Below are 23,480 nucleotides of genomic sequence, written 5' to 3'. Positions count from 1 at the left end.
CCTCTTGATCATGGCGGCCTCGATACCTGGACTCAGCGACCTCGTCGATCCGGACGTCCGCGACCGGGTCGCGGAGTTCCTGACGGAGGTGGAGCAGGGGCTGCTGGCCGCGGTCACCAGTTCCGACCCGCTGATCGACGAGGCCGCGGCACACCTGGTGCGAGCCGGCGGCAAACGGTTCCGCCCGCTCACCGTCGCGCTCGGCGCCCAGCTCGGCGACCCGTCCCGGCCCGAGCTGCTGACCGCCGCCGTGATGATGGAGCTGACCCACCTGGGCACCCTGTACCACGACGACGTGATGGACGAGGCGCCGCTGCGGCGCGGCGCGGCCAGCGCGAACTCCCGGTGGAGCAACCGGATCGCGGTCTACGTGGGCGACTTCCTGCTGGCCCGGGCCGCGGAGATGGCCGCGAGCCTGGGTGACGAGGCGGTCCGCCTGCAGGCAGGCGTGCTCGTTCAGCTGGTCCGCGGGCAGCTCGCGGAGACCGTCGGCCCGCGCGGCGGCGACCCGATCCGGCACCACCTCCAGGTCGTCGAGGACAAGACCGCGTCGCTGATCGCCACGTCGGCCCGGTTCGGGGGTCTCTTCTCCGGGCTGCCCGAGCAGCACGTGCGGACGCTCGCCGAGTACGGCACCGCGATCGGCATCGCCTTCCAGCTCTCCGACGACCTGCTCGACATCGCCTCGGAGACCGCCCAGTCCGGCAAGACCCCCGGCACCGACCTGCGCGAGGGTGTGCCCACCCTGCCGGTGCTCTACGTGTTGTCCGACACTTCGTCAGGCAGCCCCCGTTTGCGGGAACTCCTGTCGAAAGGCCCGTTGACCGACGATGAGGAGCACGCTGAGGCGCTCGGCCTGCTGCGTGAGTCGGCGGCGCTGAAGCAGGCGCGGGAGACCGTGCACGGTTACGCCGAGGCGGCCCGGCGCAGCGCCGGCACCCTGCCCGCCGGGCCGGCCCGGAAGGCGCTCGAACAGCTCTGCGAATACATCGGCGAACGAACCGGCTGAGTTTTCTTCACTCCCCCGGCCTGGTGCCGATGGACGCTGTGCCAATTCTCTGGAAGAGCACAGCTGGGAGTGAGATGCGACGGGAAGAAGACGAGGGCTTCACCATCGTCGAGCTCATTGTCGCCTTGGCGGTTCTGAGTGTCGCCATGGCAGGCCTGGGCATGTTCTTCGTGGACGGCACATCAGCCGTTTCACAGCAGCGCGACGAGCGTCAGGCGTCACAGGTGGCGGCCACCGCCCTGGAGCAGATCCGGGCTCTGGAGGCCAAGGCGCTGATGGTGGGCCGGGGCAAGGACTCCGTCACGGCGCAGTGGAAGGCCGCAACCGACACCAGTGCCTTCAAGGAGCGGCTCAAGCCGTACCTGAAGAGCATGGAGATGGAGTGGTCGGCCGACGCCGACCCGGCGGCCGGTGACGAGGCGGCCATCCCCACCAAGACCAAGACGGTGACCGTGGGTGGCATCACCTTCGAGCAGTCGATCTTCGTGGGTGGCTGCGAGGTCTACTTCATGACGGCCGACGACGACTGCGTCGACCCGTCGACGGCCGCCAAGCGGCCCGCCGACACGACCACGATCCTGGAGTACTTCCGGGTCGTCGTACTGGAGACCTGGCCGCACAAGAGCTGCCCGGAGACCGGGGGGCGCTGCGCGTACATCGCCTCGACCCTGGTGTCCCGGGTCGCCGAGCCGGTCTTCGACGTCAAGCGCCCGTCGCCGGTCGTCCGGGATCTGACCCTCAACCCGGTGCCGGTCTTCTACAACGGCGTCACCATCGCCAACCCGTTCCAGTTCAAGGCCACCGGCGGCACGCTGCCGAACACGTGGACCTTCACCGGCCTGCCGCCCGGCATCACCGGCTCGGCGGACGGCTTGCTCAGCGGGAAGCCCACCAAGACCGGGACCTACTCCGGCGCGACCGCGAAGGTCACCGACGACTCCGGCCGCACGGACACCCTCAGCAACATCACCTACCGGGTGGTGGACCCGCCGACGATCACCCTCGCCTCGGCTCCGCGGACCCACGTCGGCGAGGCCGCGACCATCCAGCCGACCGCGGCCGGCGGTGACCTGACCGGCAGCCCCAAGTACGTGTTCAGCGCGACCGGGCTGCCGGCCGAGATGGCCATCAACAGCAGCACCGGGGCGATCACCGGCAACGCGATCGCCACCTACACGGCGGTCATCCGGGTCACCGACATCAACGGCGCCTTCGCCGAGGTCACCTACACCCACACGGTCTACCCGGACCTGGTCCTGGTGAAGCCGGCCGACCAGCAGGTCAGCTCCGGCGCCTCGGTCAACGCCACGGTGTCCGCATCAGGTGGTTACGGCACCTACACCTACGCGGCCACCAACCTGCCGACCGGCGTCACGATCAACACCAGCACCGGCAAGATCACCGGTGTCCCGCTCATCCCCGGCCGCTACCTGCCGACGGTCAGTGTGACCGACGGCCTGAGCCTGACGAAGAGCGACCGGTTCGTGCTGGTCGTCTCGAACCCGGCGGCTCTGGGCTTCACCTCGCCGACCACGGAGATGACCTCGACCTTGAACCAGGCGGTGACCGTCCCGGTCACCACCAACGCCGCGACCCTCGGCAACAAGGCCACCACGGTCACGGCGGTCGGCCTGCCGCCAGGCCTGACCTACAACAGCGGCAAGGACACCATCAGCGGTACGCCGACGAAGGCCGGCACCTACGTGGTGACCCTGACCGCGGTGAGCGTGACGCCGGCCCAGACCGCGATCACCACGTTCGTCTGGACCATCGCATGAAACTGATGAAGAGAAGGGAGAAGCGGGTGCGGCGGCGCGGCGATGAGGGCTATTCCCTCGTGGAAGTCCTGGTTGCGGCCAGCCTGATGTCCGTGGTGATGGCCGTGTCGGTGACCGCCATCCTGCAGATCTACTCAAGCATCAACCGCACCGAGGAGACGGTCTCGGTCCGCGACGCCATCGACGTCAGCTTCCGGCGGCTCGACCGGGAACTGCGGTACGCCACCTGGGTCTCCGACGCCAAGGCGGTGAACGGCCGCTGGTACCTGGAGTACGCGCTGCCGCTGGACAAGAACTCCGAATACCCGTGCCGGCAGATCAAGCTCGAGAACGGGGTACTCACCCTGGCGTCCTGGAAGCTGCCGTCGACCAGTCCGGCGAATCCGTTCGTCATCGCCTCGGGCGTGACCGCGGACACCACCAAGGGGCCGGTCGAGCTCTACGCACCGGGCGCCAAGCCGTACGCCTCGGCCGCCGCCGGCACCGCTGGTGTCGGCACCTCGTTCGAGACGCAGTTCCAGCAGATCCGGCTCAAGTTCGCGGTCAAGGTCGGCAAGGTCTCCCTGCCCTTCGACAGCGTCTTCACCGCTCAGAACATCGCCCGCGGATCGTCGTCGTTCAACGACTGCAGCAAGGGAAGGCCGACCTCATGACCACGCTCCGCTTCTCCCGCGATGATCGCGGTTCGCTGCCGATGGCGATGATGATCGTGACCGTCGGTGTCGTCATGGCGGCCATGATGCTGCCGGTCGTCGTCCAGCAGATCAAGACCACCCGCGGCATCGTCGACCGCAATACCGCCCTCAACGGGGCTCAGGTCGGCCTCGACGTGGTGATGGCGCGGGTCCGGGCCGCCTCCGCCGACAAGGACGGCGACGGTCAGTTGGAGGGCCAGCTCGAAGACATGCCGAAGTGTCTGGTCGAGGGTGACGCCGGGGTCTCCGGCACCGGCGAGAAACTCAAGTACAAGGTCGTGATCGAGTACTTCAACCAGGATGGTGACTCGTTGCTGTGTCCGCTCACCAAGGTGCCGGCCACCGCCAAGGTGACGTCCATCGGGTTGTCGCCGCAGTCCGCCGACTCCACCGATGAGAAGAAGCAGTTGAACGGGTCCCGCAAGCTGACCGCTACTTACGTCTTCTCCACCAGCAACACCAACATCCCGGGCGGCGCGATCCGGATCGCCGCGACCACGACCGGCAGCCTGTGCTTCGACGCCGGCTCGGCCAAGCCGACGGCCGGCACCGCCCTGGTGGCGAAGGTCTGCAACGGTTCCAGCAGCCAGCAGTTCGGCTACACGGCGGACCTGTACCTCAAGCTGATCAACTCGGAGAGCGGGACCAACAACAACCTCGGCATGTGCCTGACGCCGGCCAGCACCACGCACGCCAACAACGTCGCCCTGGTCTTCAAGAACTGCCCGGACGTGACCCGGTCCACCGAGTACCAGTGGAGCCTGGACGGCAGCAGCCAGTTCCACTCGACCAGCACCAAGTCGGCGATCGAGAGCTACTGCGTCAACCTCAAGGCCGCGAACACCATCGGCACCGCGGTCATCCTCAACACCTGCTCGGGCAACACCTCGCTGGTGATCTGGCGGTCCGACCCGGGTGTCGGCGCCGGCATGGCCGGTGACACCACCAACCAGCTCGTCAACTACGCCCAGTTCAGCCGCTGCCTCGACGTGACCAGCAAGAACACCAGCTCGTCGTACATGATCGCGTGGTTCTGCAAGCAGAGCCCGGCCGCCGCGGTCGACTGGAACCAGATCTGGACCCACCCGATCCCGGTCGCCCCCGAGTACAAGAAGACCGGCCCGATCGCGGTCAGCTCGAACAACAAGGACTACTACTGCTTGAAGTCGCCGCAGAGCACGTCCTCGACCATCTACGTCACGACGGTGTCCTGCGACCCCAAGTCCACGACGCTGGCCGACAACCTGATGTGGACCGTCTACCACGCCACCGACAACTACGCCTCCAGCTACCGGATCATGGACAGCAAGGGCTACTGCCTTCAGCCGACCGACCTCAACGCCGCAGTCAAGGACACCCACAGCGACGGCACGAGCAAGGTGAAGGTGGAGAAGTGCAGCAGCTCCGAGCTGCAGAAGTGGAACGCGCCCGCGAACATCAGCAAGCTGACGCCGATCACCGACGTCAATGAGGAGTGAGAAGGGCTCTTCCCCGGACTCGGGCTTCACCCTGGTGGAGACCATGGTGGCGATCGCCGTCGTCCTGGTGGTGACGGGATCGCTGACCGGGCTGTTCGTCGGCACGAGCCGGCTCGCGCATCTGCACGGCGACAAGCTGATCGCGATCCAGCTCGCCGACGACGCCATGGAACGGGTGCACGCTCTGAAGGTCGCGGCCGTCCTCACCGGCCGCGACCGGCAGAGTGTCACCGCGCAGTGGGCCGCACCGCTCGACGCGGTCGGCCCGATGCTCGACACCGCCCTCACCGACATCGTCTACGACACCGACGCCGCAACGGGCGCCGGCGCCACCGCGAAGCTCCCGACCACACCGCTGGAGCAGACCCTCAACGGGCTGACCTACCGGCAGCACTTCTACATCGGCAGCTGTGTCCGGCCGAGCGCCGACTCGTCCGAGTGCATCGCCGCCTCCGTCGCGGCCGGGCGTAGCAACCTCATCCCGTTCTACCGGGTCGTCGTCGCGGTGACCTGGCCCGGCATCCTTTGCCCGGACGACCTCTGCACGTACGTCAGTTCGTCGCTGATCGGCAGCAAGACCGAGGAACCGGTCTTCAACACGAACAGCAGCGCCGGCGTGCTGACCATGACCACCGAGATGGACGCCGTCGTCTACAACGACGTCACGCTGCCGGTGTCACTGAGCTTCACGGCCAGCGGCGGCGAGGGCAACCGCAACTGGTCGGCGCTGAACCTGCCGGCCGGACTGTCGATCAACGCGAACACCGGCGCGGTCAGCGGCACTCCGACCACGGCCGGCACCTATGCGACCCGGGTCATCGTCACCGACATCTACGACCAGGAGGACTACGTCGCCTGGAGCTGGCAAATCAAGGCGCTGCCGGTGATCAGCACCAGCAACACCAGCGCGTCGACGATCAGGGGCGGGGTCGCGTACACCAAGACCTTCGCCGTGACCGGTGGCTCCCCGACGCTCGTCTGGTCGGCGACCGGCCTGCCGCCGGGCCTCACCATGGCCTCCGACACCGGTATCGTCTCCGGCACCCCGACCGCGGTCGGTAGCTGGACCTCGACGGTCACCGTCACCGACGGCTACGAGCAGGCGGCTTCCAAGACGTTCACCTTCACGGCCGCGTCCCTGTCGCTGAGCGTCGCCGCACAGACCTTCACGATGGGTACGGCCACCACGGTCACGATCGCGGCGGCCGGCGGCATCCAGCCGTACGTGTACACCGGAACCAACCTGCCCACCGGGCTGACCATGGACTCCTCGACCGGTGTGGTGACCGGGACCCCGTCCAAGGCCGGCAGCTGGACCGTCGTGATCAAGGTGACCGATGCGGCCGGCAGCACGCTCAGCCGGAACGCCACCTGGAAGGTGACGTGATGAGGCGGCGTGACGACGGTTTCACCCTGGCCGAGCTGATCGTCGCGACGTCGCTGATGGGGGTGGTCACCGCGGTGACCACCGTCGCCATCGTGCAGATCTACCGGTCGTACAACTCGATCGACGCCGAGATCGAGGCGCAGACCCAGGTCACCGCCGCGTTCCGGACCCTGGACCAGGAGATCAGGTACGCCCGGAGCATCAGCGACCCGGCGACCATCGACGGTGACTTCTACGTCGAGTACCTGGTCAACCTCGACGACGTGGACACCTGCGTGGAGTTGCGGCTGCGCCCGTCGACGAGCGAGCTCCAGCGCCGCCAGTGGGTCAAGAACGCCGCTTCGCTCGCCCCGACCAGCTGGACCACGCTCGCGTCGCTGACCACGTCGGCGCAGCCGTTCACGGTCACCCCGGCCGACGCCAACGCCCTGGACGCCTTCCGCTATCAGCGGCTGCGGGTCTTCTTCACGGCGAAGGTCGGCTCCGGCGACGCCTCGGCGAGCCGGGTCACCGACATCACGTTCACCGCGCTCAACGCGACCGCCGACGACAACTCGGGCACCTGTACCGAGGCCAGGGGAGTGAGCTCATGAGGTCGTGGCGCCGCCGCGGGGACGACGGGTCGCTCCCCATCGCCGTCCTGATCACGCTGGTCGGCGTCAGCCTGAGCGCCATGCTCACCTCGATGGTGGTCAACGCGATCAGTGACTCCAACCTCCAGGCCCGGCGGGTGCTGGCACTGCACGCCGCGCAGGCCGGGCTGGACATCGGGCTGGCCCAGGTGCGTGGCGCGGTCAAGACCAACGCCATCACCGGCGCCGAGGAGGGCGACCGCTCCGCGCTGCCGTGCAGCCCGCTCACCGGCACCGTCGGGGCCGGCAACGCGTCGTCGTACACGGTCTCGGTCAACTACTACCGCACCGATCCGCAGGGCAAGGACGCCGCCTGGCTGACCGACAACGCGATCTCCTGCGCCACCGTCAACGGGCCGCAGTACGTGCCGGCGTACGCCCGGTTCACCGCGGTCGGCAAGGCGGTCACCGGCGGGCGCACCCTGACCCGGACGCTGAGCGGCACCTACGTGCTGCACACCACGAACGCCAACATCTACGGCGGGCTCATCCACGCCTATCGGACCAGCAGCAGCGTCAAGGACTACTGCATCGCGGCCAGCTCCGGCGACCCGTCCACCACCACCGTCACCATGCAGCTGTGCAGCCCCGGTGCGGTGTCGCAGACGTGGGCGTACACCGACAATCTCCAGATCGTGCTGGTCGCCTCGCAGAAGCCGTCCCGCCCGCTCGGCATGTGCCTGGAGGCGGGCACCACCCACGTCACCGGCAACGTGGTCACCGTGCAGCCGTGCCAGGGCTCCAAGCCGTCGATGTACCGGCAGCAGTGGAGCTTCAACGGCTCCGCCGAGTTCGTCGGCTCCGAGCTGACCGCCGGCACCAACACCGACGGGTCCTGCTTCTACCGGGAGTTCGACGGCGTCGCGGACAGCCAGCTCCTGCTGATCGTCAACTCGTCGGCGTGCAACACCAGCTCGGTCAACGCCCGCCGGTGGTCGCCGGATGCCGCGGTCGGCGCAGGCATGGCCGCCTCCCCGGCCGGGCAGGCGGTCGGCCAGCTGGTCAACTACAACCAGTTCGGCAGGTGCCTCGACGTCACCGAGAAGAACGTCAACTTCGGCCACCTGATCGCCTGGCCGTGCAAGCAGAACCCGAACCCGGCCAACGTCGAATGGAACCAGCGGTACAGCCTGCCCGCGCTCGACTCGTCGAAGGCCGGCACCGCCGACAACCACGCCACCGGGACGATCACCACCAACAACGGCACGCTCTACTGCCTGACCAGCCCGTTGTCGACCGCGGTGGGCCAGTACGTGCAGACCAAGACCTGCACCGGCGCCGCCAACCAGCGATGGACCGTGTACGGCGAGACGAACAAGTACGCCAGCAGCTACCAGATCATCGACAGCACCGGGCGGTACTGCCTCCAGCCGCGTGACCCGAAGTCGGCCAATCCGGACTACTACCAGCCGACCACGTACAAGATCAGCAAGATTTATGTCGCCGAGTGCGACGGCTCCACTCTCCAGAAATGGAACGCCGACCAGAACGTCATTGCCGCCCTCGCCCTGAAGGACGTCAAGGAAACGAACTAGGTGGGAAAGAACTAGGTGGGGAAGAAGTTGCCGTAGACGTCGAGTGCGGCGCCGGCGGTGGCAGCGATCGCCTCGTAGGTGTCGCCGCCGGCGTTGCGCCCACCCGTGGGGTGGGTGTACTTCGCGGTGAACGTGTACGTCCCCGGGGCCAGCGTGTCGTCCGGGGAGAGGGTGAACCGGTAGAGCAGGGCACCCGCCTCCTCGGTGACCGTGGTGCTGACGCTGCCGCCGGGGACCTGCTTGGTGCCGCCGCGCGACACCAGCCCGTCGGTACGCGCCACCCGGATCACCACTTCCAGGTCGGTCAGCTCCTCGGTGGTCTTCACCGTGACGACGCTCGCGCCCTGGGTGTCGCCGCTGTCCGGGTCGATCGAGCCGTCCGACCAGAGCGGCCCCTGACTGACCCGGGTGAAACCGGGTTGCCCCTTGGTGAGCGACGGCGACGGGGTGGCGGACGGGGTGGTCCGGTCCGGGGTCGGCCGGTTGGTCGGCGGCTTGGCCGGGCTGCTGGTGGCGGGACTGGACGGCGCGACGCTGACCGGATCGGTGGAGACCGGGCTGGCCTCGGTGGTCGCCGGGGCGATCGACTGCACCGGAGCGGCCTCGTCCCGGTCGTCGGCGCCGGCCAGCGCCCACGTGCCGATGCCGCCTCCGCCGAAGACGGTCACGACGGCGGCGACCACGGCGGCCATCCGGAACCGGGGGCCGCGCCGGGCGCCCGGCAGGACAGCCCGCCGGCGGCCGTGGCCGGTGTCCTGCATCGCGGCCATGGTGATCCGGTCCAGCATGGCGTCACGGTCCGGGCGGTGCCGGTCCGCCTCGGCCCGCAGCGCCGCCCGGAGCCGGTCGTCGGAGGGTTTCATCGTGCCGCCTCCCAGCCGTCGATGCGGACGTGGTCACCCAACAGTTCGGCCAGCTGTTTCGCCCCGCGCGAAGTGGAGCTCTTCACCGCGCCGACGGAGATGCCGAGGATTGTCGCGACCTCGCGTTCCGGCAGGTCGAAGGCGTAGCGCAGGACCACGCAGGCACGCCGGCGGTGCGGGAGCCGGCGCAGCGCACCACGGACGTCGAGGACGGCGGGCACGTCGGTGTCCCGGCCGCGGCGCAGCGACTCGAACGACAGCAGGCGCTCCCGGCTGCGGCGGCGTACCCAGTTGCGGGCCAGGTTCATCACGATGCCATGACCGTAGGCCACCGGGTCGTCGGCCGCGATCACCCGGTCCCAGTGCCGCCACACCTCGGTCAGCGCATCGGCGGCCAGGTCGTCGGCGACGTCGGACTCGCCGGTCATCAGGTACGCCAGACGCGACAGTGAGGCATGATGCCGCTCGAAATACGCGTGGAAGGCATCGTCACGCAACCGGCACACACCTCCTCGTTGCCATCAGACCGGACGGCGGTAGAGATCAGACCGGACGACGTTAGAGATCGGGCCGGGTCCGGGGCAAGGGCTGTTCGGCCGGTGAGACGTGGATATCAGCGAGCCATCGTCTACCTTCTCGATCATGGAAATAGGGATTGCCGGATTCCTGGCCGGCTTCCTCATCTCGATCGTGACCGCGCCGGTGGGTGTCTCCGGCGCGGTGTTCCTGCTGCCCGTCCAGCTCAGCATCCTGCACGTGCCCAACCCGGCGGTCACCCCGACGAACCTGCTCTACAACGTGGTCGCCGGCCCCGGCGCCCTGCTGCGCTACCCGCGGCAGGGCGGGTTCGACAGGCCGCTGACCCGGCTGCTGATCGCCGGCACCCTGCCCGGGGTGGTGCTGGGAGCGTTCCTGCGGGTGTTCGCGCTGCCCGGCCCGCGGGTGTTCCGGCTGGTCGTGGCGGCGGTGCTGCTGCCACTCGGGGTCTGGCTGTGCCTGCGCGCGGTCCGGCCCGCCCCGGTCGTCGAGCGGCGGCGTGACCTGCCGATCGTCTGGCTCGGGCTGGGCGTCGGCACGGTCGGCGGGATCTACGGCATCGGCGGCGGCTCGCTGCTCGGCCCGATCCTGGCCGGCAGTGGCATCCCGATGGCCACGGTGGCGCCGGCCGCGCTGGCGTCCACGTTCGTGACCTCGATCGCCGGCGCCGGCACGTACGGCCTGATCGCCCTCACCACCGGCGGCGCCGAGATCGCGCCGCACTGGACGCTCGGCCTGCTCTGCGGTCTCGGCGGCCTGATCGGCGGCTACCTGGGCGCCCGGTTGCAGCGGCACCTCCCGGAGGCGGCGCTGCGGTTCCTGCTGGGCGCCCTGGCGATAACCCTGGCCGTCGTCTACCTGTTCCAGGCCTCCTAGCCCGCGGGAGGCCTGGAACCGTCACGTCAACGGAGCGACCGGCACCGGGCTGACCCGCCAGATCCGGGCGGCGTAGTCGGCGACCGTCCGGTCCGAGCTGAAGAAGCCACTGTGCGCCGTGTTGAGGATCGACATCCGCGTCCAGCGGCCCGGATCGCGCCAGGTCTTCTCCACGTGCTCCTGGCACTCCAGGTAGGAACGGAAGTCGGCGAGCGTCAGGTACTCGTCCCAGTCGAGGAGGCTGCCCGCCACCCGCCGGCCGACGTCACCGAAGACACCGGAGGTGAGGGTGTCGATCGCAGCCCGCAACTCCTCGTCCCGCTCGTAGAAGTGCCGCGGGTGGTAGCCGTTCATCCGGGCCTGGGCGGCCTCGTACGCGTCCATGCCGAAGAGGAAGAAGTTGTCCTCACCGACCCGGGCGCGGATCTCGATGTTCGCGCCGTCCAGGGTGCCGATGGTGACGGCGCCGTTCAGGGCCAGCTTCATGTTGCCGGTGCCGGACGCCTCCTTGCCGGCCAGCGAGATCTGCTCGGACAGGTCGGCGGCCGGGACGATCCGCTCGGCCAGCGTCACGTTGTAGTTGGCGGGGAACACCACCTTGAGGTACGGCGACGCCACCGGATCCGCCTCGATCCGGGCCGCGACCGTGGCGATGAGCTGGATGATGTCCTTCGCCGCGTGGTAGGCGGGCGCGGCCTTGCCGGCGAACAGCACCGTGCGCGGCACCCAGTCGGCCGCCGGGTTCTGCCGGATCCGCTGGTAGAGCGTGATGACGTGGAGCAGTTTCAGCTGCTGCCGCTTGTACTCGTGGAACCGCTTGATCATCACGTCGGTGAGCGAGTCGGGGTCGCCCACGGCCAGGTCGACCTTGTTGGCCCGCTTGATCGCCTGCCAGCGCTCACGGAACGAGGCGTCGTCGGCGAGCCGCTCCAGCCCGGCGAGTTTCTCCAGGTCACGCAGCCAGCCGTCGTCGCCGAGGCCCTCGGTGATCAGATCGGACAGCCGCGGGTTGGCCAGCTTGACGAACCGGCGGGGCGAGACGCCGTTCGTGACGTTCTGGAACTTGGCCGGCCACAGGGCGGCGAAGTCGTCCAGGACCGTCTCGCGCAGCAGTTTCGAGTGCAGCTCGGCCACCCCGTTGACGGCCTCGGTGCCGACCACCGCGAGGTGCGCCATCCGAACCCGGCGCTCCGGCTCCTCCTGAATGATCGACATCCGGCGCAGGCGGTCGTGGTCGCCGGGGAACCGGGCCTCCACCTCTCGCAGGAACAGCATGTTGATCAGGTAGACGATCTCCAGGTGCCGGGGGAGCAGCTTCTCGAACATCCGGACCGGCCACGTCTCCAGGGCCTCCGGCAGCAGGGTGTGGCAGGTGTACGCGAAGGTGCGCCGGGTGATCTCCCAGGCCTTCTCCCACTCCACCTCGTACTCGTCGACGAGCAACCGCATCAGCTCGGGGATCGCGATCGTCGGATGGGTGTCGTTGAGCTGGATGACGGTCTTGTCGGCGAACGTGTCCCAGCCCTCGTTACGCAGCCGGAACCGGCGCACGATGTCCCGCAGCGAGCAGGAGACCAGGAAGTACTGCTGCTTGAGCCGCAGTTCCCGGCCCAGTTCGGTGCTGTCGTCAGGGTAGAGGACCTTGCTGATGTTCTCGGCGCGGACCGCCTCCTGCACGGCCTCCGCGTACTGCCCGGCGGAGAACCGGCTCAGGTCGAACGAGGCCTCGCTGGCCTTCGCGCTCCACAGCCGGACGATGTTCACCGTCTCGGTGCCGTAGCCCGGAACCAGCATGTGGCTGGGCTCGCCGAGCACGATCTCACCCGGCACCCAGGTCTTGCGGGTCTCCGAACCGGCGACCGGCTCGGTGTGCCCGTAGAAGCCGACCGCCTGCCTGTCGTCGGGCGCCGGGAACTCCCACGGATTGCCCTGGAACGCCCAGTCGTCGGGCAGCTCGGCCTGCCCGTGCTCGGTGATGATCTGACGGAAGATGCCCAGGTCGTAACGGATGCCGTAGCCGACCGCGGGGATGTCCCGGGTGGCCAGCGAGTCGACCAGGCAGGCGGCGAGACGGCCCAGGCCGCCGTTGCCGAGGCCCGGCTCGACGTCCAGGTCCTCCAGGTCCTCCAGGCTGAAGCCGAGGGCCTTGACCGCCTCGGCGGCCAGCTCGCCGGTGCTGGAGTAGAGCAGGTTCTGTTCGAGCTGCGCGCCCAGCAGATACTCCGCGGAGAGGTAGTACACCCAGCGCGGATTGCTGGCGAACTGTGCCGCGGCGGTCCGGGCCCGGCGCTCGGCGAGATGGTCGCGCACGGTCTGGGAGAGAGCCTCGTACGCATCCCGTGCGCTCGCCGACTCCACCGTCGTGCCGCGCCGGTAATAGAGGTTGCTCAACAGGTCCTGCTGGAACTCATCGGTGGTCCTGCCCAGTTTGCGTAGACCGATGCCCTGTCGAAGATCCATGCCGTCATTGTGCCCTCCGGAGGTTTCAGAACACCCCTCTTGGAGCTAACGGCCGGAGCGTCCCCTTTCCGACACGACGTCAGGTCCGGGTCATTCGCCTGGTCAGCTCGGTGCGGCGGGCTTGCTGCACCGACCTGGCCTTGCCGGTCACGAAGCCGCGCAGCGGTCCGGGCGAGCGCACCTCGATCGTCTCGGTCACCTCGGTGCCGGCGCCGTCCGCGACCAGATCCACCGTGGAGTCCAGCCGCACCGCGCCGGGACTGACCACTGAGCTGATCACCTGGCCGTCCAGGGCCGTCATCGTCACCCGGATCGGGTTGTCCCACCGCAGCGGGCCCCACCGGAACCGTTCCACGGCCACATACGACACGGCGTCGCGCCCGAGGTCGTCGCGCGCCGGACGGACATCCCGGACGACCACCACGAGCGGGGACAGCCCGACGTAGCTCTGTGGGTCGGTCAGATGGGCGAACACCTCGGCGGGTGGCGCGCCGACGGTATAGGTGACGCTGAACCGGTCGATCGGCATGCGCCATTCTCGCAGTCCCACCCGAGCCGTAGCCGCACGGCCGGGGTGGGACACTTCCGTGTGCTCCAGGAACTGCTGCCGCCCTCCGTGATCACCGCCGAGGCGTTCACCGACGACCCGGACGAGCCGTGCTTCCCCGGCGAGGAGGATCTGGTCGCGAGGGCTGTCGACGGCCGCCGCCGGGAGTTCGTGACCGCCCGCCGCTGCGCCCGCGAGGCCCTGGCCCGGCTCGGCTACGCCCCGGTGGCGATCCGCCCCGGACCGCGCCGTGAACCGGTCTGGCCGGACGGGGTGGCCGGCAGCATCACCCACTGCGCCGGCTACCGGGCCGCCGCCGTCGCCCGCATCACCGACGTGACCAGCCTGGGCATCGACGCCGAGCCGCACGCCCCGCTGCCGCCCCGGGTGTTCCCGGCGGTGACCACGCCCGGCGACCGGGAACACCTGGCCCACCTGGCCGCACAGGACCCCACGGTGCACTGGGGCCGGCTGCTGTTCTCCGCCAAGGAAGCCGTCTACAAGGCGTGGTTCCCGGTGACCCGGCGCTGGCTCGGCTTCGAGGAGGCGAGCCTCACCATCGACCCGGAGCGGGGCACCTTCGCCGCCCGGATCCACATCGAATCGCCCTGGCCGGCCCTGCACGGGCGCTGGCTGGTGTCCGAAGGGCTCGTGCTCACCGCGGTGACCATCAGCCGGTGAAGTCGCCGGTGAAGTCAGTCGTAGTGCTGGAGCTCCGGCCAGACCAGGGACCACGGCCGGTCCATCCGGCACACGTGGACGCGGATGCCGACCTCCTCGTTCTCCACGCCTGACGAGTTGCGCAGGGTGGTCTTGGCCGCGCACGTCCCGAGCCCTTCGGGCGGGGTGTCCAGCACCGCGATCACGATCTTCTTCGAGTCCGGCGGCGGGCCGTACTCGTGCAGCGCGTTGTGCCCGCTGTAGACCTCCGGCAGGCGCAGCGACGGGCCGTACCGATCGAGCGCCCCGGCCTCGCCGTAGTTGCCGGTGAACAGCACCGACCGGGCCTTGTCGGCGGCCGACAGCCCGGCCCACACCGTGCCGATCTGCCACACGTAGTCCCGCCAGCCGACCTGGTCGGCGATCGTCTGGTTGACCTCGGCCGGCAGTGTCCCGGCCAGATCCTCCTCCGGGATCACCGGCAGCGACGACACCACGGCGGCGGCCGACATGACCAGCGCCGCGCCGCCGGTCAGCAGCTGACGGCCGCGCCGGCCGGCTGCCCAGCGCGCCACCGCGACCGCGCCGATGGCATGGAGCCCGAGCAGGAGCCCGGCCGTGTAGTAGGGCTGCCCGGCGACGACGAAGACCACGACGAGCATCAGCGGGTACGCCACCGCCAGCGCCCGCAGCCGCCGCAACCTCGGATCCCGGACCAGCACGACCAGCCCGGCGATCCACACCGGAGGCAGTGCCAGCCACGCGAACTGGAGCGGCAGCAGCATCACCCGGGACTCGTCGCCCTTGTTCTCCGCGATCGCGGCCGCCATCTCCGCCTGCGGGAACCCGTTCACCACCTGGTAGATCAGGTTCGGCGCGCCGATCACCAGAGCCGCCGCCACCCCGAACCAGAGGTGCCGGGACCACAGCACCGGCCGTGGCCCGGCCAGCAGCAGGCCCGCCGCCAGACAGACCAGCAGCAGCACGACGAGATGCTTGTTCCACAGGCCTAGCCCGGCGACGATCCCGGCGCCGAGCCACGCCCACGGGCGGCCCCAGAGCAGCGCCCGGACCACGAAGAACAGCACGCCGGCCCAGACCAGCAGGTCGGGTGTGGAGGTCGAGGTGACGTGCGCCGACGACAGCGGGAACACCCCGAACACCGCGGACGCGGCGAGCGCCTGCGCGGCCGTCCCGCCGCCTGCCTCGCGGGCGATGGCGGCCACCACCAGCGCGGTGAGCATGAGCAGCACGGCGGCCGGCACCCGGATCGCCCACAGGTTGTCGCCGAACATCTCGATACCGAGCCGGACCAGCATCGGCGTGAACGGCGGCTGGTCGGGGTAACCCCATTGCGGGTGCTCGCCGAGGACCCGGAAGTACAGCTCGTCACGGTGGTAGTCGTAGTCACTGGCGGTGATCAGAAGCAGTAGCCCGGCGGCTGACGCGATCAGGCCGACGGGCCACCAGGCGTACGGCGGGCGGGCGGATTCCATACGATGCGTGTCCACATTGCTACTCAGCGCGTCGACCACTGATTCACCGTACGGGTTGCCGCCCACCGGCCGCCAATGTCAACTCGACCAGCCCGCCCCCAGGAGGCAGGTGCCACACCCACGGCACGCCCCGTCACCCTCGACCGTGCCGTCGGCACGCAGCGCGTACGGGCAGGGTTCACCGGTGGGTGTCGGATACCGGCGGTCCGGCTCGACCTCGGGCGGCTGTTCCGAAACGGTCGTGGTGGTCATGCCTCCATTGGCCCACGGCACGCCCCGCCGGGAACCGGGCCGGAAGTCCCGCCGATTCGGGCGGGTCATCCCGTGGATCCCCGGTGCAATCATGAGTTCGGCAACATCCGTCGATGTCCACGGAGGAGTGTTGACCGAGCCCCGACCGAGTGAGCCCGACGGGCCGGCCGCGATCCAGCGGGCCCGTGCCGGCGTGCGCTCCTGGGTGCGGGCGGCCGGTCAGCGGACCCGGTCCGGGCTGCGGTCGGCCAGCCCGTACGCCATCCTCGCTTTTCTCACCGCCTCGGCGGTCGCCCCGATCGCCGGCGCCGGGCTCGGCGCGTCCGACGCCTTCACCGTCGCCCTCGACCAGGTCGGCGGCCTGGGCAGCAACTTCCTCGCCGACACCCTGAACGAGACCGCGAAACGGCTGCGCGAGCAGGACCCGAAGGCGACCGGCTGGACCGAGGAGCAGTGGCGTGACGCGATCGCCGCCGATCTGCTGCCCCGGCTCGCCGCGGCCGACGAGCGGGGCCGGGCCCTGCACGACGAGGTCTCCCGGGTGCTGCGCGAGGTGGACGCGGTCGGCGCCGCGATCACCGAGGCGGCGAACACCGACGAGGAGCTCCGGCACGCGCTGGAGGCGGCGTTCCGGGAGCTCGGCATGGGCGTCGGCGAGCTGGGCTGGATGCTCACCGAGGTTCGGCAGAGCGTCGACGGTCTGCGCCGGCAGTTCGCGGTGCAGAGCCTGGAGCTGAGCCGGCAGCTGGAGCAGGTCCGGCGGCACCTGGCCGAGGTGACCCGGGAACAGCTGCCGGCCGGCGACGAGGTGCCGGCCGATGTGCCCGGGGGAGTCGTTCCGCCGTACCCCGGTCTGGTCAGCTTCCAGCCGGAGGACGCGCCCCGCTTCCGTGGCCGGGAGACGCAGATCGCGCAGCTGCTCAGCCGGCTCGCCGAGCAGGCGGTCGGCGGCCCGCCGCTGATCGTCACCGGGGTGTCCGGCGCGGGCAAGTCGTCGCTGCTGCGGGCCGGTCTGCTGCCCGCCCTCGGGGCCGGGGTGCTCGGTGACGAGCCGGCGTCCTGGGCGTGGGTGCTGACCAGTCCCGGCTCGTCCCCGCTGGCCGACCTGGTGGCCCGCCTGCGCGGTCTGACCGGCCCGGACCGCGAGGTGCCGCACGACGACCTGCTCGAAGCCGTGCGCGAGGAGCCGTACCGGCTGGGGGCGCTCGCTGCGAAGGCGGCCGCCGCCGGTCGCCGCCCGGTCGTGGTGATCGACCAGTTCGAGGAGCTTTTCACCCAGTGCCCGGACCCGGCGGAACGGCTCGCCTACGCGTCCGCGCTGGCCTCGGCGGCGCCCGCGCTCGTGGTGATCGCCGTCCGCTCCGACTTCTACCGGGAGTGCGCCGCGCTGCCCCCGCTCGCCCGGATCCTCGCCGCCGGGCACGTGGTCCTCGGCGCGCTGGACGCCGACGCGATCCGCCGGGCCGTCGTCGAACCGGCCGAGCACGCCGGCCTGACCGTCGAGCCGGGCCTGCCCGACCTGCTCCTGCACGATCTGGGCGCGGACGGGCGGGACGGCTACGAGCCGGGGGCGCTGCCGTTGCTGGCCCACGCGCTGCGCGCCACCTGGGACCGGCGCGAGGGGATCCGGCTCACGGTGGCCGCCTACCGGGCCACCGGCGGCATCCGGCACGCCATCGCTGAGACCGCCGAGGGCATCTACCTGGACCTGCCGCCGGACGATCGGGACCGGCTCCGGGACGCGCTGCTCGCGCTGGTCGCGGTCACCGGCGACGGCACGGCCGTGCGCCGCCGTGGCGAGCGGGCGGCGAGCGACTCCCGGGTGCTGCGCCGCCTGGTCCGGGCCAGGCTCGTCACGGTCGGCGCGGATACCGTGGAGATCAGCCACGAGGCGCTGCTGACCAGCTGGCCCCGGCTGGCCGGCTGGGTCGCCGAGGCCCGCGAGGACCTGCTGCTGCGCCAGTCGGTGACCGAGGCGGCCCGCGACTGGGACCGGTCCGGCCGCGACCCCGACCTGCTGCCCCGTGGCTCCCGGCTGCTGGCCGCCCGCGAGCGGGTGCCGGCCGGGGACGGGGTGCCCCCGCTGGTCGGGGAGTACCTGGCGGCCGGGGGCGCGGCCGCCGAACACGAGCAGCGGGCCCGGGAGCGGGCCACCCGGCGGCTGCGCCGGATGGTCGCCGGCCTGGCCGCGGCGCTGCTGCTGGCCGTCGGCGGCGGCCTGGTCGCGGTGGAGGGCCAGCGCACCGCCGGCGCGGCCGGCCGGGACGCCCGGTCCCGGCAGTACGCCGCCGAGGCCCTCGCCCTGCTGGATCACGACGAGCCGGCCGCGGTCCGCCGGGCGCTGGCCGCGTGGGGTGAGGAGCCGACCGCGGAGGCCCGGGGCGCGCTGCTCTCCACCCAGATGGTGCGGTTCGCCGGGCACCTCGGCACGGTCCCGGGCGGCAACTCGGCGGCGGTCAGCCCGGACGGGTCGCGGATCGCGATCGGCGACAACAGGGGTGTGGTCCGGCTCTGGGACACTGCGACGCTCACCGAGGTCGGCCCGCCGCTCGCCTACCCCGCGCCGCCGGCCGGGCTGGACAAGGTCTGGGTGAACTCGGTGCAGTTCTCCCCGGACGGCCGCTATCTGGCTTCCGGCGCGATCGTGCCGGACGGGGTGCGGATCTGGGACGCGGCGACCGGCGAGCCGGTTCGCACCCTTCCGGCCTACGGGGCGGTCGGCTGGCTGCCCGGCACTGCCACGGTGGTGGCGACCCGTACCGACGGGCAGCGTGATCTGGGTTTCTGGGACGCGGTCACCGGCCGTTCGATCCGCACCATGGCGGCCGGCGGCGACGGTGTCATGTCGCTGTCGGTGAGTCCGGACGGCAAGCATGTCGCGACGGCCGGGGCGGCCGGCCGCGCCGAGGTCCGGCGGATCAGCGACGGTGCCCGGACGATGTCGCTGACCGGCCCGCAGTACCTCGCCTTCGCGCCGGACGGCTCGCTGATCACGAACGAGGCGAGCAGCGGCGGCCACGGCCGGCTCAAACAGTGGGAGGCCGGCACCGGCCGCAAACTCCGGGACATCACGCCGGCCGACCACACCAGCGCCCCGCCGGCCCCGTTCGTGGTCACCGGCGACGGCATGATCATCGCGGCGGCCGCCTTGCGCAACGCGGACCTGTGGTCGCTCAGCGACGGCACGCTCAGCACCCTGCGTACCGGCCTGTCCTCCTACGGCGCGGCCGCCGCGTCGGCGAACGGGCAGGTGGTCGTGGTGACCGCGCCGACCGGGCCGTCCGTGGTGCACAGGCGGGTGGTGAACTCGCTGAACACCGACGGCGAGGTCTACGGCGCGGTGTTCTCGCCGGACGGGCGGCGGATCGCGGCCGGCGGTGCGGACGGCACGGTCCGGATCTGGGACACCGCCACCCGGGAACCGACCGGCTCGTTCCGGCCGGCCGGCCCGGTGAGCGGCCTGGTGTACACCGCGGACGGGCTGCTCGGCATGATCACCGCCGCGCGGACCCTGGAGGTGTGGGACGAGTCCGGGAGACGGCAGCACTCGGTCGCCCTGGGCCTGTGCGGCGGCGACCTGGCCGTGTCGCGGGACGGCGAGTTGCTGGCGGTCGCGCTGTTCAGCTGTCTCGGTGAGAGCGAGACCTGGCCGCCCGGCGAGATCCACGTGTACGACGTGGCCGCCCGCCGGATGCGCGGGAAGATCATGCTGGCGAAACCGGACGAGGAGAAGAACGAGTCGGCGTACGCGCTCGCCTTCTCCGCCGACGGGTCGGTGCTGCACGCCGGGGTCACCCTCAGCAGCGTCGCGCGGGAGAATGCCGGGTTCTCCGGGATCCTGCGGTCCTGGCGGGTGGCCGACCTGACCCCGGTGGGCGAGGCCCGGCCGCTGGGCGCCTACCAGCCGCTGGATCTCGCGGTCGCGCCGGACGGCCGGACGATGGCGGTGACCGGGACGAACCGCCTCGTCGACGTGCGCAGCGGGGACGGCGCGGTGTCCCTGTGGACCACCGCGGAACAGGGTGACCAGATCGACCGGGTGGCCTTCTCCCCGGACGGGCGCACGATGGCGGTCAGCGACCGGAGCGGGCCGATCCATCTCTGGGACACGACGGCCCGGGCCCGGACCGCCACCCTGCGCGGGCACATCGACGCGATCGGCGCGCTGGCGTTCGCGCCGGACGGCGGGCTGCTGATCAGCGGATCCTTCGACTCACTGGTGTCGGTGTGGCCGCTGGATCCCGCGGTGGCCGGCCGCCGATTGTGCGGCATAGCCGCCGGGCTGAGCCGCAACGACGCCCAGCCCGTCCCGGACTATTGCCAACAGTTCCGCCAGTGATGTGCCCCGCCGGACCAAGTTGGAAATGCCGGATTCGTCCCCGGCAGGCTCGTAGATCTCGGCGAGCGGCGAACCGGGGTTCCGAACGCGGGTCAGATCTGGCGGTTTCGGCCGGCGGCCATGCCGGCGATGATCTGCGGGATCATCAGGGCCACCATCAGGGCCAGCGGGACCCGCCAGCCGCCCGAGGCGTCGTGCAGCGCGCCGATCAGGATCGGGCCGGGGATCGCGAACAGGTACCCGATGCTCTGCGCGAACGCCGACAACTGCACCACCGTCGCGGGTGTCCGGCCGCGGAGCGCGATCATCGTGAGGGCCAGCGGGAACGCGGCGTTGACGACACCGAGCAGGATCGCCCACACCCACGGGGCGGCCGCCGGATCGGCCCACAGACCGGCCCAGCCGGCGATGCCGAACAGGCCGAGCGTGAGAGCGATGCCGCTCTGCGAGCGGAGGCGGCCGGCGTACGACGACAGCAGGAACGACAGCGGCACGCCGAGCAGGGACGTGACCGCGAACAGGACACCGGCCAGGGCGGGGGAGAGGCCGGCGTCGCGGTAGATCTCCGGGAGCCAGCCGATGATCACGTAGGCGGAGGTGGACTGCATCCCGAAGTACACGGCCAGGGCCCAGGCGACCGGGTGCCGGCTCACCCGTACCGCAGAAGGGGTGTCGGAAGCGATCGCGGTCTCGCGCGTGCGGGCCATCAGCAACCACGGGGGAAGGGCGAGCAGCGCGGCGAGGGACCAGCAGGCCAGGCCCAGCCGCCAGTCGCCGTCGAAGGCGCCGGTGATCGGCACGGTCGCGGCAGCGGCCGTGGTGGCGCCGATGTTGAGCGCCACCGAGTAGAGGCCGGTGACGGTGCCCACCCGGTCCGGGAAGCGGTCCTTGACGATCGACGGCAACAGCACGTTGACCAGCGCGATCCCGGCCAGGGCGACCGCGCTGAACAGCAGGAACAGCGCGGAACCGCCGGTGAACGGCCGGATCGTCAGGCCGGCCGCCAGGAGCAGCAGGCCGCCGAGGATGACACGCGCCGAGCCGAACCGCCGGGCGAGCCGGGGCGCGGCGAGACCGATCGAGGCGAAACAGAGCACCGGCACCGAGGTGAGCAGCCCGGCCACGGTGGCGCTCATCCCGAGCCCGGCCCGGATCTCGGTGAGGACCGGGCCGATGCTGGTGACCGCGAGCCGCAGGTTGACCGCGGCGAGGAGCAGGGCCGTCAGTGCGAACAGCCCGCCGGCCCGGGTCTTCTCCTGGATCACCACACCACCCAGCGTATCGGGTGATGGGCGTAACACTCCTTACACGGTGGTCACGCGGCGGCGGCCGGCTCCTGCTCGCGCTCGATCTGCTCGTTCCACTCCCGCTTGCTGGACTGCCAGCCGTCCTCGTTCATCCCGCGCCGCCAGTAGCCGGAGATGGACAGCTGGGACATCGGGATGCCGTGCTCCACCCGCAGGAACCGGCGCAGGTCGCGGACGAAACCGGCCTCGCCGTGCACGAACGCCTGCATCCGCCCGGCCGGGAACTCCAGGCCGCGGACCGCGTCGACGAGCGACTCGCCGGCGTCCCGGTGCAGCCAGGTGATCTCCGCGTCGGCCGCGGTCTCGATCTTCTGCTCCTCATCCGGCCCGGCGACCTCGACGAACACCCGTGCCTTGGCGCCCTCGGGCATCCGCTCCAGGGCGGCGCTGATCGCCGGCAGCGCGCTCTCGTCGCCGGCGAGCAGGTGCCAGTCGGCGGTGGTGTCGGGCGCGTAGCCGCCGCCCGGGCCCATGAACCGGATCACGTCACCAGGCTTGGCCGCGGCCGCCCACGGGCCGGCGATGCCCTCGTCGCCGTGCACCACGAAGTCGACCCACATCTCGCCGGCCTCGGGCAGCCACTTGCGAACCGTGTAGGTCCGGACGACGGGCCACTGGTCGCGCGGCAGAGTCTCGCGGATGACGCCCTGGTCGAACGGCTCCGGATAGGTGACCCCGGGCAGCGGGAACAGCACCTTGATGTAGTGGTCGGTGAACTGCCCGGCCTCGATCCGGGTCAGAGCCGCACCGCCGACCACGACACGCACCATGTGCGGGGTCAGCTGCTCGACGCGGGTGACCACACCCTCGTGGGCCGGTCGCGCGGGTCGGTTCGCCATGGAGTGCACCTCACTGCCGGAAACGGGAACTGCCGATACTGCCAGTGGAAAGGATCTCGGGAGGTAAGGCTACCCTTATTCTGGCCGATCTACCCGTCCGCCTCCGCTTTCCTGAAATTTCTCACCCAGCGGCTGATTTCTACGGCGGTTCGGTGGATACGCAGCATAGAAGGCATCCGCCCGGGTCAGCGGAACGCTTCCGCAAACTGATCCTTCACCCTTTGCGACCTCATCGGGTACGGCCACAACCCGCCAAGCGCAACCGAGCCGTCCCGCCACATCCGGTGGCGACGGGGCTGCCCGCTCCGGGCCGAAGCGCACGCACGGTAGCCGGACAGACGCGAACGGCGGGCCGGACCGAAGTCCTGCCCGCCGTTCGGCGTTCGTGGCGCGGGGTCAGCGCCGGGTGGTGCGGGGCGCGGTCAGCGCCAGGTGTTGCGGGGACGGCTCCGGAGCATGGCCGCGATCAGCAGGCCGACCAGGACCAGTACCGCGCCACCGCCGATCCACGCCAGGTTGCTGCTGATCAGGGTCGTCTGGACGGCCTGGGCGGGCGGTTCGGCGACCGTGTCGGTGGTGTTCTCCGGGTCGTCGGGGGCGCCGTCACCGGGGTCGGCGGCGAGGCCGGGACCGTCGGTGGGCTCGGGCTCGGAGTCGTACTCCGGCTCGACCGCCTGGGTGGTCTTCTTGGTCGTCGCCGGCTTGGTGGTGGTCTCTTCCGACTGGGAAGATTCTTCAGAGTTTTCAGACTCCGAAGATTCGGACTTCGTCGAAGCCGGGGTCTTGGTCG

The 23,480-nt window shown here is 70.7% G+C and carries 18 protein-coding genes; 10 read left to right on the top strand and 8 right to left on the bottom strand.

The genetic code is table 11. The features are described from left to right. Nucleotides 1–10 precede the first annotated feature (10 nt). The 7 genes from AB0E94_RS13865 to AB0E94_RS13835 all read left to right on the top strand — a co-directional run bounded on the left by AB0E94_RS13865 (nucleotide 11) and on the right by AB0E94_RS13835 (nucleotide 8,514). Nucleotides 11–1,009 carry a polyprenyl synthetase family protein gene (locus AB0E94_RS13865; protein WP_360326068.1) on the top strand — a complete coding sequence of 333 codons (999 nt, stop codon included), beginning with the start codon at nucleotides 11–13 and terminating at the stop codon, nucleotides 1,007–1,009. A gap of 74 nt (nucleotides 1,010–1,083) precedes the next feature. Beyond that, nucleotides 1,084–2,787: a putative Ig domain-containing protein gene (locus AB0E94_RS13860; protein ID WP_360326067.1), complete on the top strand. Its 1,704-nt coding sequence runs from the start codon at nucleotides 1,084–1,086 to the stop codon at nucleotides 2,785–2,787. Between the two features lie 5 nt (nucleotides 2,788–2,792). Further along, nucleotides 2,793–3,440 carry a prepilin-type N-terminal cleavage/methylation domain-containing protein gene (locus AB0E94_RS13855; protein ID WP_360326065.1) on the top strand — a complete coding sequence of 216 codons (648 nt, stop codon included), beginning with the start codon at nucleotides 2,793–2,795 and terminating at the stop codon, nucleotides 3,438–3,440. Continuing rightward, nucleotides 3,437–4,960, top strand: a complete 1,524-nt coding sequence (locus tag AB0E94_RS13850) for an RICIN domain-containing protein (RefSeq protein WP_360326063.1) — start codon at nucleotides 3,437–3,439, stop codon at nucleotides 4,958–4,960. Before AB0E94_RS13855 ends, AB0E94_RS13850 begins: the two co-directional genes overlap by 4 nt. After that, the gene (locus AB0E94_RS13845) at nucleotides 4,950–6,347 is read left to right on the top strand and encodes a putative Ig domain-containing protein (RefSeq protein ID WP_360326061.1); all 1,398 of its coding nucleotides are present in this window, start codon (nucleotides 4,950–4,952) and stop codon (nucleotides 6,345–6,347) included. The genes AB0E94_RS13850 and AB0E94_RS13845 overlap by 11 nt, the downstream gene beginning before the upstream one ends. After that, nucleotides 6,347–6,940, top strand: coding sequence for a prepilin-type N-terminal cleavage/methylation domain-containing protein (locus tag AB0E94_RS13840; protein ID WP_360326059.1), 594 nt, complete (start codon nucleotides 6,347–6,349; stop codon nucleotides 6,938–6,940). Before AB0E94_RS13845 ends, AB0E94_RS13840 begins: the two co-directional genes overlap by 1 nt. Beyond that, nucleotides 6,937–8,514: a ricin-type beta-trefoil lectin domain protein gene (locus AB0E94_RS13835; RefSeq protein ID WP_360326057.1), complete on the top strand. Its 1,578-nt coding sequence runs from the start codon at nucleotides 6,937–6,939 to the stop codon at nucleotides 8,512–8,514. Before AB0E94_RS13840 ends, AB0E94_RS13835 begins: the two co-directional genes overlap by 4 nt. A gap of 11 nt (nucleotides 8,515–8,525) precedes the next feature. On the opposite strand, the gene AB0E94_RS13830 is transcribed toward AB0E94_RS13835, so the two are convergent. After that, nucleotides 8,526–9,377 (bottom strand): hypothetical protein, encoded by an 852-nt coding sequence (locus tag AB0E94_RS13830; protein ID WP_360326055.1) that lies wholly within the window; start codon nucleotides 9,375–9,377, stop codon nucleotides 8,526–8,528. Continuing rightward, the gene (locus tag AB0E94_RS13825; RefSeq protein ID WP_360326053.1) at nucleotides 9,374–9,874 is read right to left on the bottom strand and encodes a SigE family RNA polymerase sigma factor; all 501 of its coding nucleotides are present in this window, start codon (nucleotides 9,872–9,874) and stop codon (nucleotides 9,374–9,376) included. The genes AB0E94_RS13830 and AB0E94_RS13825 overlap by 4 nt, the downstream gene beginning before the upstream one ends. Before the next feature lie 145 nt (nucleotides 9,875–10,019). On the opposite strand from AB0E94_RS13825, the gene AB0E94_RS13820 reads away from it, so the two are divergent. Beyond that, entirely contained in the window at nucleotides 10,020–10,790 is a 771-nt protein-coding gene (locus AB0E94_RS13820) for a sulfite exporter TauE/SafE family protein (protein ID WP_360326051.1), read from the top strand. A 21-nt stretch (nucleotides 10,791–10,811) separates the two neighbouring features. On the opposite strand, the gene AB0E94_RS13815 is transcribed toward AB0E94_RS13820, so the two are convergent. Further along, the gene (locus AB0E94_RS13815; protein ID WP_360326049.1) at nucleotides 10,812–13,250 is read right to left on the bottom strand and encodes a glycogen/starch/alpha-glucan phosphorylase; all 2,439 of its coding nucleotides are present in this window, start codon (nucleotides 13,248–13,250) and stop codon (nucleotides 10,812–10,814) included. A 79-nt stretch (nucleotides 13,251–13,329) separates the two neighbouring features. Then, nucleotides 13,330–13,779 carry an SRPBCC family protein gene (locus tag AB0E94_RS13810; protein ID WP_360326048.1) on the bottom strand — a complete coding sequence of 150 codons (450 nt, stop codon included), beginning with the start codon at nucleotides 13,777–13,779 and terminating at the stop codon, nucleotides 13,330–13,332. A gap of 60 nt (nucleotides 13,780–13,839) precedes the next feature. On the opposite strand from AB0E94_RS13810, the gene AB0E94_RS13805 reads away from it, so the two are divergent. Next, nucleotides 13,840–14,478, top strand: a complete 639-nt coding sequence (locus AB0E94_RS13805) for a 4'-phosphopantetheinyl transferase superfamily protein (RefSeq protein WP_360326105.1) — start codon at nucleotides 13,840–13,842, stop codon at nucleotides 14,476–14,478. Nucleotides 14,479–14,492: 14 nt separating this feature from the next. Here the strand turns inward: AB0E94_RS13805 and AB0E94_RS13800 are convergent, their stop codons facing one another. Continuing rightward, complete coding sequence (locus AB0E94_RS13800) at nucleotides 14,493–15,953, bottom strand: glycosyltransferase family 39 protein (RefSeq protein WP_360326046.1); 1,461 nt, start codon at nucleotides 15,951–15,953, stop codon at nucleotides 14,493–14,495. A gap of 78 nt (nucleotides 15,954–16,031) precedes the next feature. Next, nucleotides 16,032–16,205: a hypothetical protein gene (locus tag AB0E94_RS13795; RefSeq protein WP_360326044.1), complete on the bottom strand. Its 174-nt coding sequence runs from the start codon at nucleotides 16,203–16,205 to the stop codon at nucleotides 16,032–16,034. A gap of 130 nt (nucleotides 16,206–16,335) precedes the next feature. On the opposite strand from AB0E94_RS13795, the gene AB0E94_RS13790 reads away from it, so the two are divergent. Then, entirely contained in the window at nucleotides 16,336–20,544 is a 4,209-nt protein-coding gene (locus tag AB0E94_RS13790) for an AAA family ATPase (protein WP_360326042.1), read from the top strand. 92 nt (nucleotides 20,545–20,636) lie between these two features. Here the strand turns inward: AB0E94_RS13790 and AB0E94_RS13785 are convergent, their stop codons facing one another. Then, nucleotides 20,637–21,812, bottom strand: coding sequence for an MFS transporter (locus AB0E94_RS13785; RefSeq protein ID WP_360326040.1), 1,176 nt, complete (start codon nucleotides 21,810–21,812; stop codon nucleotides 20,637–20,639). A 47-nt stretch (nucleotides 21,813–21,859) separates the two neighbouring features. Next, nucleotides 21,860–22,690, bottom strand: a complete 831-nt coding sequence (locus AB0E94_RS13780) for a siderophore-interacting protein (RefSeq protein ID WP_360326039.1) — start codon at nucleotides 22,688–22,690, stop codon at nucleotides 21,860–21,862. Nucleotides 22,691–23,480 lie beyond the last annotated feature (790 nt).

The organism is Actinoplanes sp. NPDC026670 (genome assembly GCF_040638175.1).
GTDB lineage: Bacteria > Actinomycetota > Actinomycetes > Mycobacteriales > Micromonosporaceae > Actinoplanes.
This window is presented reverse-complemented; position numbering and strand designations above follow the sequence as displayed.